12 protein-coding genes and 2 tRNA genes are annotated in these 13963 nt (G+C 63.8%); 11 read left to right on the forward strand and 3 right to left on the reverse strand.

The window, feature by feature from the left end; translation table 11 throughout:
* Window positions 1-109: 109 nt before the first annotated feature.
* A complete protein-coding gene (locus A6B35_RS21555; RefSeq protein WP_006203393.1) occupies window positions 110-1567 on the reverse strand; it encodes an NAD-dependent succinate-semialdehyde dehydrogenase in 1458 nt (485 codons plus the stop codon).
* A gap of 202 nt (window positions 1568-1769) precedes the next feature.
* Window positions 1770-2717, reverse strand: coding sequence for an AEC family transporter (locus A6B35_RS21560; protein ID WP_006203392.1), 948 nt, complete (start codon window positions 2715-2717; stop codon window positions 1770-1772).
* 165 nt (window positions 2718-2882) lie between these two features.
* Between A6B35_RS21560 and A6B35_RS21565 the strand changes: the two genes are divergently transcribed.
* The 9 genes from A6B35_RS21565 to A6B35_RS21605 all read left to right on the forward strand — a co-directional run bounded on the left by A6B35_RS21565 (window position 2883) and on the right by A6B35_RS21605 (window position 10376).
* Window positions 2883-3431, forward strand: a complete 549-nt coding sequence (locus A6B35_RS21565; protein WP_006203391.1) for a histidine phosphatase family protein — start codon at window positions 2883-2885, stop codon at window positions 3429-3431.
* Between the two features lie 228 nt (window positions 3432-3659).
* Window positions 3660-3733: transfer RNA gene (locus tag A6B35_RS21570), tRNA-OTHER, on the forward strand.
* Window position 3734: 1 nt separating this feature from the next.
* Window positions 3735-3801, forward strand: a tRNA-Met gene (locus A6B35_RS21575).
* 373 nt (window positions 3802-4174) lie between these two features.
* Entirely contained in the window at window positions 4175-5314 is a 1140-nt protein-coding gene (locus tag A6B35_RS21580; RefSeq protein ID WP_006203390.1) for a slipin family protein, read from the forward strand.
* Between the two features lie 178 nt (window positions 5315-5492).
* Window positions 5493-5774: an acyl carrier protein gene (locus A6B35_RS21585; RefSeq protein ID WP_006203389.1), complete on the forward strand. Its 282-nt coding sequence runs from the start codon at window positions 5493-5495 to the stop codon at window positions 5772-5774.
* Window positions 5775-5830: 56 nt separating this feature from the next.
* Window positions 5831-7021 carry a beta-ketoacyl-ACP synthase gene (locus tag A6B35_RS21590; protein WP_006203388.1) on the forward strand — a complete coding sequence of 397 codons (1191 nt, stop codon included), beginning with the start codon at window positions 5831-5833 and terminating at the stop codon, window positions 7019-7021.
* A 20-nt stretch (window positions 7022-7041) separates the two neighbouring features.
* A complete protein-coding gene (locus A6B35_RS21595) occupies window positions 7042-8313 on the forward strand; it encodes a beta-ketoacyl-ACP synthase (protein WP_006203387.1) in 1272 nt (423 codons plus the stop codon).
* 36 nt (window positions 8314-8349) lie between these two features.
* The gene (locus A6B35_RS21600) at window positions 8350-9378 is read left to right on the forward strand and encodes a zinc-binding dehydrogenase (RefSeq protein WP_006203386.1); all 1029 of its coding nucleotides are present in this window, start codon (window positions 8350-8352) and stop codon (window positions 9376-9378) included.
* A gap of 2 nt (window positions 9379-9380) precedes the next feature.
* Window positions 9381-10376, forward strand: coding sequence for a lipid A biosynthesis lauroyl acyltransferase (locus A6B35_RS21605; RefSeq protein WP_006203385.1), 996 nt, complete (start codon window positions 9381-9383; stop codon window positions 10374-10376).
* 21 nt (window positions 10377-10397) lie between these two features.
* On the opposite strand, the gene A6B35_RS21610 is transcribed toward A6B35_RS21605, so the two are convergent.
* Window positions 10398-10829, reverse strand: coding sequence for a L,D-transpeptidase (locus A6B35_RS21610; protein WP_006203384.1), 432 nt, complete (start codon window positions 10827-10829; stop codon window positions 10398-10400).
* Between the two features lie 221 nt (window positions 10830-11050).
* On the opposite strand from A6B35_RS21610, the gene A6B35_RS21615 reads away from it, so the two are divergent.
* Both A6B35_RS21615 and A6B35_RS21620 read left to right on the forward strand, forming a co-directional pair.
* On the forward strand, window positions 11051-12331 hold the full coding sequence (locus A6B35_RS21615) for an acetylornithine deacetylase/succinyl-diaminopimelate desuccinylase family protein (RefSeq protein WP_006203383.1): 1281 nt from the start codon (window positions 11051-11053) through the stop codon (window positions 12329-12331).
* A gap of 151 nt (window positions 12332-12482) precedes the next feature.
* Window positions 12483-13961, forward strand: a complete 1479-nt coding sequence (locus A6B35_RS21620; protein ID WP_006203382.1) for an ABC transporter substrate-binding protein — start codon at window positions 12483-12485, stop codon at window positions 13959-13961.
* The last annotated feature ends 2 nt before the right edge of the window (window positions 13962-13963 follow it).

Genomic DNA, 13963 nt, shown 5'->3' on the forward strand with positions numbered 1-13963 from the left:
GCCCGAAAGTCAGTTCGTTGATCTATCGACTTCGGCCGGTTGCGTCTTTCGGCCGGGTTTGACGTATCGAAAGGGCAGGCTTGCGCCTGCCCTTCTCTTCCGATGGCTATCAGAGGCCGAGGCCGCCGATGCAGACATATTTGGTGTCGAGATAATCCTCGATGCCCTGATGTCCGCCTTCCTTGCCGAGGCCCGATTCCTTGACGCCGCCGAACGGCGCTTCCGGTGTGGTGATGAGGCCTTCATTGACGCCGACCATACCGTATTTCAGCCCTTCCATGACCCGGAAGGCGCGGCCGAGATCGCCGGTGTAGAAATAGCAGGCAAGGCCGAATTCGGTGTCGTTGGCCAGCGCGACGGCCTCTTCCTCGGTCTCGAATTTGAAGACTGGCGCGACCGGTCCAAAGATCTCTTCCTTCATGAAGCGCATCTTCGGCGTCGCGTTGGCGATCACCGTCGGCTGGAAGAACGAGCCGCCGAGCGCATGGCGCTTGCCGCCGGCGACGACCTTGCCGCCCTTGGAGGTCGCGTCGGCGATCAGTTCCTCGACCTTCTCGACCGCCTTCTCGTCGATCAGCGGCCCCTGCTGCACGCCCTCTTCGAGGCCGGAACCGACCTTGAGATTGTCGCTGGCGGCGGCGAGCTTTTCGACGAACTTGTCATAGACGCCGGCTTGAACCAGGAAGCGATTGGTGCAAACGCAGGTCTGGCCGGAATTGCGGTACTTGGCGGTGATCGCGCCCGTGACGGCGCGCTCGATATCAGCGTCGTCGAAGACGATGAACGGCGCATTGCCGCCGAGCTCCATCGACACTTTCTTGACGGTCACCGACGACTTCTGGATGAGCATCTTGCCGATCTCGGTCGAGCCGGTGAAGGTGATCTTCGACACCAGCGGATTGGCGCAGATCTCGTCGCCGATTTCGGCGGCGGCACCGGTCAGGATGTTGACGACACCCTTCGGGAAGCCGACTTCCTCGGCGAGCGCGCCCCAGGCCAGGCCGGAATAAGGCGTCTGCGTCGCCGGCTTGACCACGGCGGTGCAGCCGGCGGCCAGCGCCGGGCCGAGCTTGCGGGCGAGCATCGAGGACGGGAAATTCCACGGCGTGATGGCGGCGATGACGCCGACCGGCTCCTTGGTCACCAGGATGCGGCGGTCCGCCCACGGCGACGGCACGACGTCGCCATAGGTGCGGCGGCCCTCTTCGGCGAACCACAGGATGTAGGACGCGGCCGAGCCGATCTCGCCCTTGGATTCGAACAGCGACTTGCCCTGCTCGATGGTCAGGAGTTCGGCGAGCACGTCCTGATTGTCCATCATGGCGTCGTGCAGCTTGCGCAGCAGCTTCGAGCGCTCGAGCGCGGTGGTCTTGCGCCAGGTCTTGAAGGCTTCATGGGCGGCTTCGATGGCACGGCGGGTCTCCGCCTTGCCCGACTTCGGCACGGTGCCGATCTTGAGGCCGGTCGCCGGATTGTTGACGTCGATCGTCTGGCCGCTATCGGCCTGCACCCATTCGCCGTTGATGAGATTGGCCTGCCGCATGAAATGGCTGGTTTTCTGAAGCATGGTCTAACCTCCGTTCGGCGCAGTGGCGGGCCGGTCGCTGGATTTCTTCGGTGGAGCGTGCGCAATGGCCTCGGAGCCGGCACGCTGGGGCACTGCTCTTTACCTAGGCCAAGCCCCGCAAGCAATCGCAATATGGCATATAGGGGTTAGGCCAGAGAAGGCGAGAGCAGCGCTCGCCAGGCTCCCGTCCGGGAACACGATTCTACCCAAAAATGTAGACGACCACCGTGAGCCAGAACGCCGTGGTGAAGACCGCGCTCGCCGTGGCGATGGTCATCTGGTTCGACGCCAGCGCCTGGCCGGTGTTGAACTGCACGGCGATGAGATAGGAATTGATGCCGGACGGCATCGCAGCCACCACGACCGCCACCTTCGCCGTCAGCGGCGGCAGGCCGAGCAGCCAGACCAGGCCAAGCACCAGCCCCGGCATCAGGAACAGCTTCAGCGCCGACAGCGCCAGCGCCGGCCGGACATTGCCGGAGATGCCGAAGCGGCGCAGGCTGAGCCCCATGGCGAACAGCGCTACCGGCGCTGCGGTGGCAGCCAGCGCATCGACCAGCCGCATGACCAGATCGGGCAGCGGCGCGCCGGTGATGCGCCAGGCGAGCCCCACCAGGATGCCGATGATCAGTGGATTGATGAACAGGCGCCTGAGAAAACTCTGGATGACGCGCAGGGGATGCATGGGCTCGCTGCCGCGGCCGAACATCTCGAACAGGATGATCGAGGCCGCCATCATGACCGGCAGGTGCACAGAAACCAGCAGCGACAGCACCTCGAACCCATCCTGTCCAAAAACGCCGAGGATGAAGGGAGCTCCCAGCAGGACCACGTTGGAAAAGGCCGACGAAACGCCGCCGACCACACCGGCGCGGGCGTCGCGGCCGAAGACCCGCGTGGTGACCAGATGGCCGGCGGCCCAGGTGATGGCGGCCGCGGTAAAATAGGCGCCCCACAGGGACCACGGCGCGACGCCATGGAAATCCGACTTCACCATCGTCTGGAGCAAGAGCAGCGGCATCGCCACGTTGATGGCGAATTCGGAGATGCCCTCGCCACTCGCCGGCTTGAGATAGCCGGTGAGCCCAGCCAGATAGCCGAGCGCGACAAGACTGAAGACGAAGAGGACAGTTTCGGTCAGCGGAGACATTTTTTCCGTGATAGGCGAGCCCTGAGTGCGGCGCAATCGCCCTGCGCTTCTCAACCGCATGGCGAGGAAACGGGCCTTTGACCCGTACTTGTCTTTCAGCCGGCTTTGCCGTCCCTATATGCCGGTCACCGGACCACCTGCCGGCGATCGGGAGAAAAATAACTGATGGTTCGATTTCTGTTGGCGCTGCTCCTGCTCGTCGCTCCCGCCACAGCCCACGCGACGGATGCCGGCTGGGCGTTGCTGCGTGACGGTGGACATGTCGTGCTGCTGCGCCACGCCATGGTCACCGGCACCACCGATCCGGCCAATTTCGACATCGCCAAATGCCCGACCCAGCTCAACTTGTCGGCGCGCGGCCAACAGCAGGCAAGCCGGATCGGTGCGCTGTTCGCCGCCCGCGCCGCCCCGATCGAACGCGTTCTGTCCAGCCGCTATTGCCGTTGCCTCGACACTGCTCGCATCGCCTTCGAGGCCGAGCCGGAGCCCTTCGCGCCGCTTGACCTGCTGAAGACCGATCCGGCGGAGAAGGCCGCGCAGCTCACAGCGGTGATGACCGAGATCCGCGGCTATTCCGGCTCGGACAATCTGGTCCTGGTCACCCACCTGGAGAACATTGTGGCGTTGACCGGCGTGTCGCCGCGCGAAGGCGAAGCGGTGGTGGTCGAGCCGCAGGGCGACGGCTTGCGCGTGCTCGGCCGCGTCACCTTCTGACGGCACCGAAGGCCCTGCCCGGGCGCAGAGCGAGTGTTGCCGAAATGCCACCATCGAGGGAAGCCGCAAATATGCCGCGACAATGCCGCTTGCGACAACCCGTCGCAGGGGCTATAGGCGCGCTCCCGGTCACGAAAACCGAAGCGAGCACAACGGTTGGAGCTTTCGCCTCCGCCCGCGCAGGTGGCTTTGCCGTCCTGTGTACGGCGCCGTTTCGGGGTTGGGATCGCGGATGTAGCTCAGGGGGAGAGCGCCGGATTTGGGTCCGGAGGTCGCAGGTTCGAATCCTGCTGTCTGCACCACGGATAGCTCAGTTTGGGTAGAGCATCAGACTCATAATCTGACGGTCGAAGGTTCGAATCCTTCTCCAATGGCTGATAGGCCACCACCCTTTCACGGTGTTATCTGAAAAACGGTCCGGGGACCGGAATGCTGAAGACCTGACGGACGGCCGAAGCCTTCGGGCCGAGACCGCACCGAAAGGTCTGACGCCGTCGGCTCGCGGCCAGGCCCGCGGTGACGATCAAGGCGCAGCGTCGCCGGCAAGGGAAGCTTCGGCTTCCGGCGCCCGCTTCGCTGCCTCGCGATCCGCTCCCGAAGGTCCGCCGCGAATTGATGCCACCGGTCCCTGGATCATCGTGCCGGGACGTGAAGCAAGAGACGAAGCGAAACGAGAAACGAAAAGGAAGATCGACGCATGACGTGACGCCTCGCATGGGGCCATGCCCGACAGGAGTAAGACAATGACCATTCTCGATAAGGTTTTGGGACGCGAGCGCGTCCTTGTTAAGGAAAACGAGCGTGCCGTCACCCTCTACAAGGGTGAGATCAAGGCTGTCCTGATGCCAGGCGAGCACTGGCTCGCCAACCGGCGCCAGAGCCTTGAAGTCTCGCGGCACGATCTGAAGAACCCGGAATTCGTTTCGGCGTACGAGAAGGCGTTGTTCGACAAGCTCCCGGATGTGGCCGCGCGTCATTTCACCGTCATTCGCACCGGGCGCATGGATGTCGCCGTCATCGAGCGTGACGGCAACCTCCATGCCGTGCTGGCGCCGGACCGCAAGCTCGTGCTGTGGACGGATGCCGGACCGTGGAAGGTGACGCTGGTCGACACGGCCGCGGAACTGGCGATCGAGCCTGCGGTGATGCGCCGGCTCGGCCAGGCCCGGAAGACGGAACTGATGTCCGTCCATCCGGTCGTCGACGGCCAGGCCGGACTGCTCTTCGTCGATGGTGTCCTTTTGCGGACGCTCACGGCGGGCGTGCATGCGTTCTGGAATGTCGGACGCATGGTGCAGGTGAAGGTCGTCGACCTCAAGCGCCAGTCGCTCGATGTCGCCGGACAGGAAGTGCTGACCAAGGATCGCGTCACGATCCGCGTCAACATCGCCGCCGAATACCGGGTCGTCGATCCGGTCAAGGCGGCGAGTGCTGTGAAGGACTTCGCGGAAGCCCTCTACCGCGCCCTGCAGTACGCCTTCCGCAAGACGCTTGGCGCGCTGACGCTCGACCAGATCCTCGAGAAGAAGGTGACGGTCGACGAGGAGGCCGCCGGCAAGGTCCGCGCCGACATGGCCGAGATCGGGGTCGAGGTCAGCGATATCGCGCTCAAGGATGTCATCCTGCCGGGCGAGATGCGCGAAATCCTCAACCAGGTGGTTTCGGCCGAAAAGCAGGCTGAGGCCAACGTCATCCGCCGCCGCGAGGAGACGAACGCGACGCGTTCGCTGCTCAACACGGCCCGGGTGATGGCCGAGAACCCGGTGATGCTGCGTCTGAAGGAGCTCGAGGCTCTGGAGACCATCGCCGGCAAGGTCGAGCGGCTGACCGTCCACAACGGAACGGGCGGGCTGCTGAACGACCTGGTCAAGCTCCGCGACTGAGCTGACCTTGCGTCAAATGGGAAGGGCCGCCGGACAAACCGGCGGCCCTTCTTGTCTTTGCAAGGCAGGCATCCCATCTGCGCCCGGCGTATCAGGCCTTTTCCTGCCCGGAAAAACCGATTAGACAGCGCCCAAACAAGATGCGGACAGATTCCGCCCGCAACCGAAGGAAGAGCCCTTGTCCACCACGTTCGACAAAGTCGCCAAGATCATTGCCGACACCAGCGAGATCGATATCGAGACGATCACGCCCGAAAGCCACACCATCGACGATCTCGGCATCGACAGCCTCGATTTCCTCGACATCGTCTTTGCCATCGATAAGGAATTCGGCATCAAGGTGCCGCTGGAGAAGTGGACGCAGGAGGTCAATGACGGCAAGGCCTCGACCGACGACTACTTCGTCATGAAAAACCTGTGCGCCAAGATCGACGCGCTGGTCGCCGCCAAGACAGCCTGACGTCAGTTGAGCGCGTGACCTTGACGCGCTCTGCCGCCTAACCCACAAAGCCGCCCATGAGCAGCCCCCGCGACGTCGTCATCACCGGCATCGGCCTTGTCTCTTCGCTGGGAGAAGGTCCGGATGCGCACTGGCAGAAGCTCGCCCAGCCGGGCCTGCAGCCGGTGCTGGAGGCCGCGCGCTTTGCGCCCTACACCATCCACCCGCTGCCCGAGATCGACTGGAACCTGCAGATCGCCAAGCGCGGCGACCAGCGGCAGATGGAGACCTGGCAGCGGCTCGGCACCTATTCCGCCGGCCTGGCGCTGGACGATGCCGGCATCAAGGGCAATGACGAGCTCTGCGCGACCATGGACATGGTGGTGGCCGCAGGTGGTGGCGAGCGCGACGAGGCGGTCGATGCCGCGATCCTCGCCGCTTCGGAAAGCCGCAACGACCGCGACGTGCTGCTCAACGAGAAACTGACCACCGAATTGCGGCCGACCTTGTTCCTGGCGCAGCTATCGAACCTGCTCGCCGGCAACATCTCGATCGTCCACAAGGTCACCGGTTCCTCCCGCACCTTCATGGGCGAGGAAGGTGCGGGCGTCGCTGCCGTCGAGACCGCCGCCGCGCGCATCCGCTCCGGACAGTCGACGCATGTGCTGGTTGGCGGCGCGTTCCAGACCGAACATTCCGACATGCTGCTCGGCTACGAGCTGGCCGGCTATCTGCATCGCGGCGCCTGGAAACCGGTCTGGCAGAGGCAAGGTGCCGAAGGCGGCGGCGTGGTGACTGGCTCCGGGGGCGCATTCCTGGTGCTGGAGCAGCGCGAGCACGCTGAAAGCCGTGGCCGCAAGATCTACGCCGAACTCGGCCACATCGTCTCCGGACGCGCCAGGCGGCGGCTCGGCGAACTCGACGCCGAGATCGCCTCACTGCTCAGCCAGGCTGCATCGCCTGACGGTGAATTGCTGGCGATCTCAGGTGCTTCCGGCGCTCATGCCGCGACCGCCGCCGAGAAAGCAACTTTCGACGCCCATCCGGCGATTGCAGCGCGCGCGTTCTCAACGCTGACCGGCCACATGAAGGAAGCGCAGTTCCCCTTCGCGGTGGCGCTGGCAGCGTTGGCCGTCGACCGCAAGGCCGCCTATCCCGCCTTCGATGCCACGGTCGAAAAGCCGTTCGTTGGCGTTCCCAGATCCGTGCTTGCAACGGCGATCGGCTATCACCAATTCGAGGGCATGGGGCTGGTAAAAGCCGCCTGAGCTACGACCTAGGACAAAACATGGCCAATCTGAACGATCACATGGGCAGGCCAATCGTCGCCGTCACCGGTATCGGCGTGGTGACGTCGCTCGGCGTCGGCAAGGCCGACAACTGGGCGGCGCTCACATCGGGCAAATCCGGCATCCATCCGATCACCCGCTTTCCGGTCGATCATCTCAACACCCGCATCTCCGGCATGGTCGACTTCCTGCCGTCGAGCTCGCAGGGCTCCAGCCACCTCACCTACGAACTGGCCGAAACCGCCGCGCGTGAAGCCGTCGCGGAAGCCGGCCTCGAATCCGCCGATTTCGGCGGACCGCTTTTCCTCGCCTCGCCGCCGGTCGAGCTCGACTGGGCCGACCGCTTTTCGCTCTACAATTCCGACAAGCAGGACGCCGGCGCCGAAAGACTGCTGCGCGTGGCGCGCGCGCTGAAGGAACTCGACATCTTCGAGACAACGCAGTTCGGCTCTATCGCCGACCGGCTGGCGGACAGGTTCGGCACCCGCGGCCTGCCGATCACGCTGTCGACCGCTTGCGCCTCCGGCGCCACCGCCATCCAGCTCGGCGTCGAGGCGATCCGCCGCGGCGAATGCGACAAGGCACTGTCGATCGGCGCCGACGGCTCGGCGACTGCCGAGGCGCTGATCCGTTTCTCGCTGCTGTCGGCGCTGTCCACCCACAACGACATCCCGGAAAAGGCCTCAAAACCCTTCTCCAAGGATCGCGACGGTTTTGTGCTCGCCGAAGGCTCCGGTGCGCTGGTGCTGGAATCGCTGGAGGCCGCCCTTGCCCGAGGCGCCACCATTCTCGGCATCATGCGCGGCTGCGGCGAGAAGGCCGACGATTTCCACCGCACCCGCTCGAAGCCCGACGGTTCGCCGGCGATCGCGGCGGTGCGCGCCGCGCTCGCCGATGCCGGCCTTGGCGAAGACGAGATCGATTATGTCAACGCGCATGGCACCTCGACGCCGGAAAACGACAAGATGGAACATCTGTCGCTGTCGACCGTATTCGGCGAGCGGATCGGCTCGATGCCGATCTCGTCGAACAAGTCGATGATCGGCCACACGCTGTCGGCCGCCGGCGCCGTCGAGGCGGCATTTTCGCTGATGACGATGCGTGAAAGTGTCATTCCGCCAACCATCAACTACGACAATCCCGATCCGGCGATCGTGCTCGACGTCGTACCGAACAAGAAGCGCAATGCCGAGGTTGGCACGGTCCTGTCGAATTCCTTCGGCTTCGGCGGCCAGAACACTTGCCTTGTCATGGCGCGGGAACCGGTCTAAGCGAGCGCTTTCCGCTCAACAGAACCGACAGGCTCCATGCGCGCACTGCAACTTATCGAGGACCGCCGTCTTGAGACGGTGGACCTGCCGCCTCCCCCGCCGCCCTCGCTCGGCGAGGTAACGCTGCGCATCAGGGCCGTGGCGCTGAACCATATCGACGTCTGGGGCTGGCGCGGCATGGCCTTCGCCAAGCGCAAGCTGCCGCTGGTCGTCGGCGCCGAGGCCTCCGGCGAGGTCGAAGCCGTCGGCCCCGGCGTATCCAGCCTCCTGCCCGGACAATTGGTGTCGATCTACGGCGCGCGCACCTGCGGCCTTTGCCGCGCCTGCCGCGAAGGCCGCGACAATCTCTGCGAGCATGTCTCCGGTGTGCACGGCTTCCACCTGGACGGCTTCGCGCAGGAGAAGATCAACCTGCCGGCACGGCTTCTGGTCCCGGCTCCGCCCGGGGTGAGCGAGATCGGCGCCGCTGTCGCGCCTGTCACATTCGGCACGGTCGAGCACATGCTGTTCGACAATGCCAGGCTGCAGCCGGGCGAAACGATCCTCGTCCATGCCGGAGGCTCGGGCATCGGTTCCGCCGCCATCCAGCTGGCCAAGAAGATGGGCTGTACCGTGATCACCACGGTCGGCTCGAACGACAAGATCGACAAGGCCAAGGCGCTCGGCGCCGACCATGTCATCAACTACCGCGACGACCGTTTCGAGGGCGTCGTGCGCAAACTGACCAAGAAGAAGGGCGTCGACGTCGTGTTCGAGCATGTCGGCGCCGACACCTTTGCCGCCTCGATGCTGTGCCTGAAGCGCGGCGGGCGCCTGGTCACCTGCGGCTCTACGTCGGGCGTGTCGACGCAAATCAATTTGATGCAGCTGTTCCAGCAGCAGCTGAAGCTGCTCGGCTCCTTCGGCTGCCGCATGGAGAATATGGCCGACGCCATGCAGAAGATGGCGGCGGGCCTCGTCGCGCCGGTGATCGACACCGAAGTCGGCTTCGACGACATCGATGCAGCGCTGAAGCGCATGGAAGGCCGCGACGTGTTCGGCAAGATCATCCTGCGCGTCGATTAGGAATGGTCGCCAAAGCCTTCAAGAAAGTCCGCAGGGACCTGGCGTTTCGCTATGGCCGGCGGCTTCGCCAGATGGAGCACTGGCTGGTCGCGCGCGTCGCGATGACGATCATTTCGCTGCTGCGCCTTTTGCCGCCCGACAGTGCGCTCAACTTCGCCGACCGCGTCGCCCGCCGCATCGGCCCGCTGGTTGGGCGCCACCGCGTCGCGACAAGCAATCTGCGCCTCGCCTATCCCGAGAAGAGCGACGCCGAGATCGAGGCCATCGCCCTGGACATGTGGGGCAACATGGCCCGCCTCGCCGCCGAGTACATCTTCCTCGACGCGCTTTTCGACTATGATCCGAAAGCGACGACGCCCGGTCGGGTCGAGGTCCGCGGCGTAGAGCATTTCCTTGAGATCGCCGGCGAAGACAAGCCGCACATCCTGTTCACCGGCCATCTCGGCAATTTCGAACTTTTGCCGGTGGCTGCCGCCACCTTCGGCATGAAGATCACGGCGCTGTTTCGTCCACCCAACAATCCCTATCTGGCCGACTACATCCATTCGACCCGCCGTTCGACGATGGGGGCCTTGCTGCCCTCATCGACCGGCGCATCATTCGCCCTCGCCGCCATTCTGGAGAATGGCGGCAATATCGGCGTGCTGGTCGACCAGAAATTCTCGAGCGGGCTGGAGACCACTTTCTTCGGCCGCCCGTGCCAGAGCAATCCGGTGCTGGGCATGCTTGCCCGCCACTATGATTGCGACGTCTATCCGGCGCGCTGCGTCAGGTTGCCGGGCAACCGGTTCCGCCTCGATATCGAGGACAAGCTGACCTTGCCGCGCACCGCGGGCGGCAGCGTCGACGTGCCGGCCACCACCCAGCTACTCGCCGACGTGGTCGAGCGCTGGGTGCGCGAGGATCCGGGACAGTGGATGTGGTTCCACAAGCGATGGGAAATCAGTGGCCGGCGTCGCCGCCAGCGCGGGCGGGCAACGGACGCTACCCGCCAGTAACCACAAGCGTCGGGCCCGGACCTAATCCGTGACGACGATCCGCGTGTTACCGTAGCCGGCTTCCCGCACCATCGAGTAGAAGGTCGCGGCATTGGCCGTGTGCAGGCGCACGCAGCCATGCGAGGCCGGGCGCCCAAGATACTTCACAGCACCCGTGCCGTGGATGGCGTAGCCACCGCGGAAGAACACCGAATAGGGCATCGGCGACATGTCATATTTGCGCGAATACCACATCCGCGCCGTCCATTGCGGGCGGTACTTGCCGCGCGGCGTGATGTAACCCTTGCGGGCGGTGGACACGCTCCACCGGTAAACCACCTGACCATAACGGCTGACGGTCATCGTCTGCGAAGATATGTCGATGTTGGCGACGAGAGCGGCTGCCTTGCTTTCGATTGAAGTGCCGAACAGCGCCGTTGCCAGTATCGCCGCCATGAGAACGGTCTTTTTCATGCGATCAAACCCCTTTGATTGCCCTTGCCCGCTGCCATCACGCTATTTTTCATGCTTTTAATGGCAGGTGAATGAAGTAACACACACTCATTGATAAATTCGCCAATCTAAAGCAGCGAATTTGAACGATTTTCCCGTCATAGTTGCCGCTGTGACACGCAGGTTCAGCGGCCTCAGCATCATGCTTGCAAAATGACCCAGTTCGCTGCTCAACTCCGGGAATGAACGAACGACTCCTCAAGGCCGTCGACGCTCGGGTCGACGACCTGGTTGCACTGACCGCCGAGCTGATCCGCTTTCCGACCATCAATCCGCCCGGCGAGGCCTACAGGCCGTGCGCGGAATACATCGGCGCGCGACTGAAGAAGCACGGGTTCGAAACCGAGTTCATCCGCGCCGAAGGCACACCCGGCGACACCGACCGCTATCCTCGTGTCAATGTCGTCGCCCGTTTCGACGGCCGCTCGCCCGGCGCCTGCGTGCATTTCAACTCGCATATCGATGTCGTCGAGGCCGGCGACGGCTGGAGCGTCGATCCCTTCGCCGGCCTGGTGAAGGACGGCAAGGTCTATGGCCGCGGCGCCTGCGACATGAAGGGGGGCCTGGCTTCCTCGATCATTGCTGCCGAAGCCTTCATGGAGATCTTCCCGGACTTTCCGGGCGCCATCGAAATATCGGGCACGGTCGACGAGGAGTCCGGTGGCTTCGGCGGCGTCGCCCATTTGGCCAAGCTCGGCTATTTCTCGAAGCCCAGGGTCGACCACGTCATTATTCCCGAGCCGCTGAACAAGGACCGCATCTGTCTCGGCCATCGCGGCGTCTGGTGGGCGGAGATCGAGACCAAGGGCGAGATCGCACATGGCTCGATGCCGTTCCTCGGCGACAATGCCGTGCGCCACATGGGCGCCGTGCTGCAGGCCTTCGAGGATGAATTGTTTCCCGCACTTGACCGCAAGATGACGCGCATGCCGGTGGTGCCCGAAGGCGCCAGGCGCTCGACCATGAACATCAATTCGATCCATGGCGGCCAGACCGAGGATTTCCGGCCTGGGCTGCCCTCACCCAACGTGCCCGATTCCTGCCGACTGACCATCGACCGCCGCTTCCTGCTCGAAGAGGATCTTGCCACGGTCAAAAGCGAAGTGACCGATATCCTCGAGCGGCTGAAGCGGGAGCGCAAGAAATTCGACTACGAGATTCGTGACCTGATGGAGGTGCTGCCGCTGATGACCGAGCGCGACGCGCCGGTGGTCAAGGCGGTGGCGCAGGGGATCATGGCGATCTTCGACCGCGAACCGGACTATGTGATCTCGCCCGGCACCTACGACCAGAAGCACGTTGCCCGCATCGGCCACATCTATGACTGCATCGCGTACGGTCCGGGCATTCTCGATCTCGCGCACCGGCCCGACGAATGGGTTGGCATTGCCGATATGGTGGAATCGGCCAAGGTGATGGCGATCGGGCTCAACGTGCTCCTGCGCGGCACGGCAACGGATTAGTCCGCCGACAAAGGGGATAAGCGCTAATCGGCTACGCAATGCCAACAGGAAAAACATTCCCCCTGGTGCTGCCCGGCAGCACGAAACGCAATTTACTCCACCTCGAAATCACGCTTCTATCCACCCGGTTTGAGCATATGGGAGTTGCACGATGAAATTGTGGAAAACCATTCTGGCCGCTGCGGCCCTGGCGCTTGCCGCCAGCACCTCGTCATTTGCCGCGCGCACCGACCTGGTCATCGGCATTCCGCTCGAACCCCCGCATCTCGACCCGACCGCGGGCGCCGCGGCGGCGATCGATGAAGTGCTCTACGCCAACGTGTTCGAGGGCCTGACCCGCATCGGCCCAAACGGCGAGGTGCTGCCTGATCTCGCAGAGAGCTGGGCCATTTCCGATGACGGCAAGGTCTACACCTTCAAGCTGCACGCTGGCGTGAAATTCCACGACGGCACCGATTTCAATGCCGACGACGTAAAATTCTCGCTCGACCGCGCCAGAGCCGACAATTCGGTCAATGCGCAGAAGGGCCTGTTCGCGGCCATAGACAAGGTCGACGTGGTCGACCCGGCGACAGTGAAAGTCACGCTGAAGAACCCGCAAGGCTCCTTCCTCTACAATATGGGCTGGGGCGACGCGGTGATGGTGGCGCCGGAGTCCGCCGACACCAACAAGGAAAAGCCCGTCGGCACCGGCCCGTTCAAGTTCCAGAGCTGGGCCAAGGGGTCGTCGATCACGCTGGTCAAATCGGACAATTACTGGGGCGCGCCCGTGGCGCTCGACAAGGCCGAGTTCCGCATCGTTCCGGATGCCGCGGCCGCCGTGCCGGCACTGCTCTCCGGTGACATCCAGGCCTTCCCGTTCTTCGATCCCGACAGCGTCGCCCAGGTCAAGGACGATCCGCGCTTCAAGGTGGTGATCGGCTCGACCGAGGGCGAGACTATCCTGTCGATCAACAACAAGAAGCCGCCCTTCGACAAGCTGCAGGTCAGGCAGGCGATCTCCTACGCGCTCGACCGCAAGGCGATCATCGACGGCGCCTCGGCCGGCCTCGGCGTGCCGATCGGCTCGCATATGTCGCCAGCCAACAAGGACTATGTCGACCTCACCGGTCGCTATCCGCATGATGTCGCCAAGGCCAAGGAACTCTTAAAGGAGGCCGGCCTCGAGAACGGCTTCAAGGCAACGCTGAAATTGCCGCCGCCCTCCTATGCGCGGCTCGGAGGCGAGATCATCGCCTCGGAGCTTCGCGACGTCGGCATCGATCTGGAGATCATTCCGGTCGAATGGGCGCAGTGGCTGGATCAGGTGTTCACCAAGAAGGACTACGACCTGACCATCGTCTCCCACACCGAGCCCAACGACATCGATATCTATTCGCGCAAGGACTACTACTTCAACTACGACAATCCGGCCTTCGACAAGATCATCGCCGATCTGAACCTCACCTCCGATGAGGCCAAGCGCAAGGAGCTTCTGGGGCAGGCGCAGAAGATCCTCGCCGACGACGCCGTGGTCGGTTTCCTCTACGAGCTGCCGAAGGTTGGTGTCTGGGACGCCAAGCTGCAGGGGCTTTGGGAGAATGCGCCGATCCAGGCCAATGACCTGACCAAGGTGAAGTGGAGCGAGTGACG

This window comes from Mesorhizobium amorphae CCNWGS0123, from assembly GCF_001686985.1.
Taxonomy (GTDB): domain Bacteria; phylum Pseudomonadota; class Alphaproteobacteria; order Rhizobiales; family Rhizobiaceae; genus Mesorhizobium; species Mesorhizobium amorphae.

Bases quoted from the DNA above. Each gene is read 5' to 3' on its own strand.
- A6B35_RS21590 (WP_006203388.1), top strand. From the start codon at position 5,831: ATGAGCAGCCCCCGCGACGTCGTCATCACCGGCATCGGCCTTGTCTCT.
- A6B35_RS21555 (WP_006203393.1), bottom strand. From the start codon at position 1,567: ATGCTTCAGAAAACCAGCCATTTCATGCGGCAGGCCAATCTCATCAAC.
- A6B35_RS21615 (WP_006203383.1), top strand. From the start codon at position 11,051: ATGAACGAACGACTCCTCAAGGCCGTCGACGCTCGGGTCGACGACCTG.
- A6B35_RS21565 (WP_006203391.1), top strand. From the start codon at position 2,883: ATGGTTCGATTTCTGTTGGCGCTGCTCCTGCTCGTCGCTCCCGCCACA.
- A6B35_RS21580 (WP_006203390.1), top strand. From the start codon at position 4,175: ATGACCATTCTCGATAAGGTTTTGGGACGCGAGCGCGTCCTTGTTAAG.
- A6B35_RS21560 (WP_006203392.1), bottom strand. From the start codon at position 2,717: ATGTCTCCGCTGACCGAAACTGTCCTCTTCGTCTTCAGTCTTGTCGCG.
- A6B35_RS21600 (WP_006203386.1), top strand. From the start codon at position 8,350: ATGCGCGCACTGCAACTTATCGAGGACCGCCGTCTTGAGACGGTGGAC.
- A6B35_RS21605 (WP_006203385.1), top strand. From the start codon at position 9,381: ATGGTCGCCAAAGCCTTCAAGAAAGTCCGCAGGGACCTGGCGTTTCGC.
- A6B35_RS21595 (WP_006203387.1), top strand. From the start codon at position 7,042: ATGGCCAATCTGAACGATCACATGGGCAGGCCAATCGTCGCCGTCACC.
- A6B35_RS21620 (WP_006203382.1), top strand. From the start codon at position 12,483: ATGAAATTGTGGAAAACCATTCTGGCCGCTGCGGCCCTGGCGCTTGCC.
- A6B35_RS21610 (WP_006203384.1), bottom strand. From the start codon at position 10,829: ATGAAAAAGACCGTTCTCATGGCGGCGATACTGGCAACGGCGCTGTTC.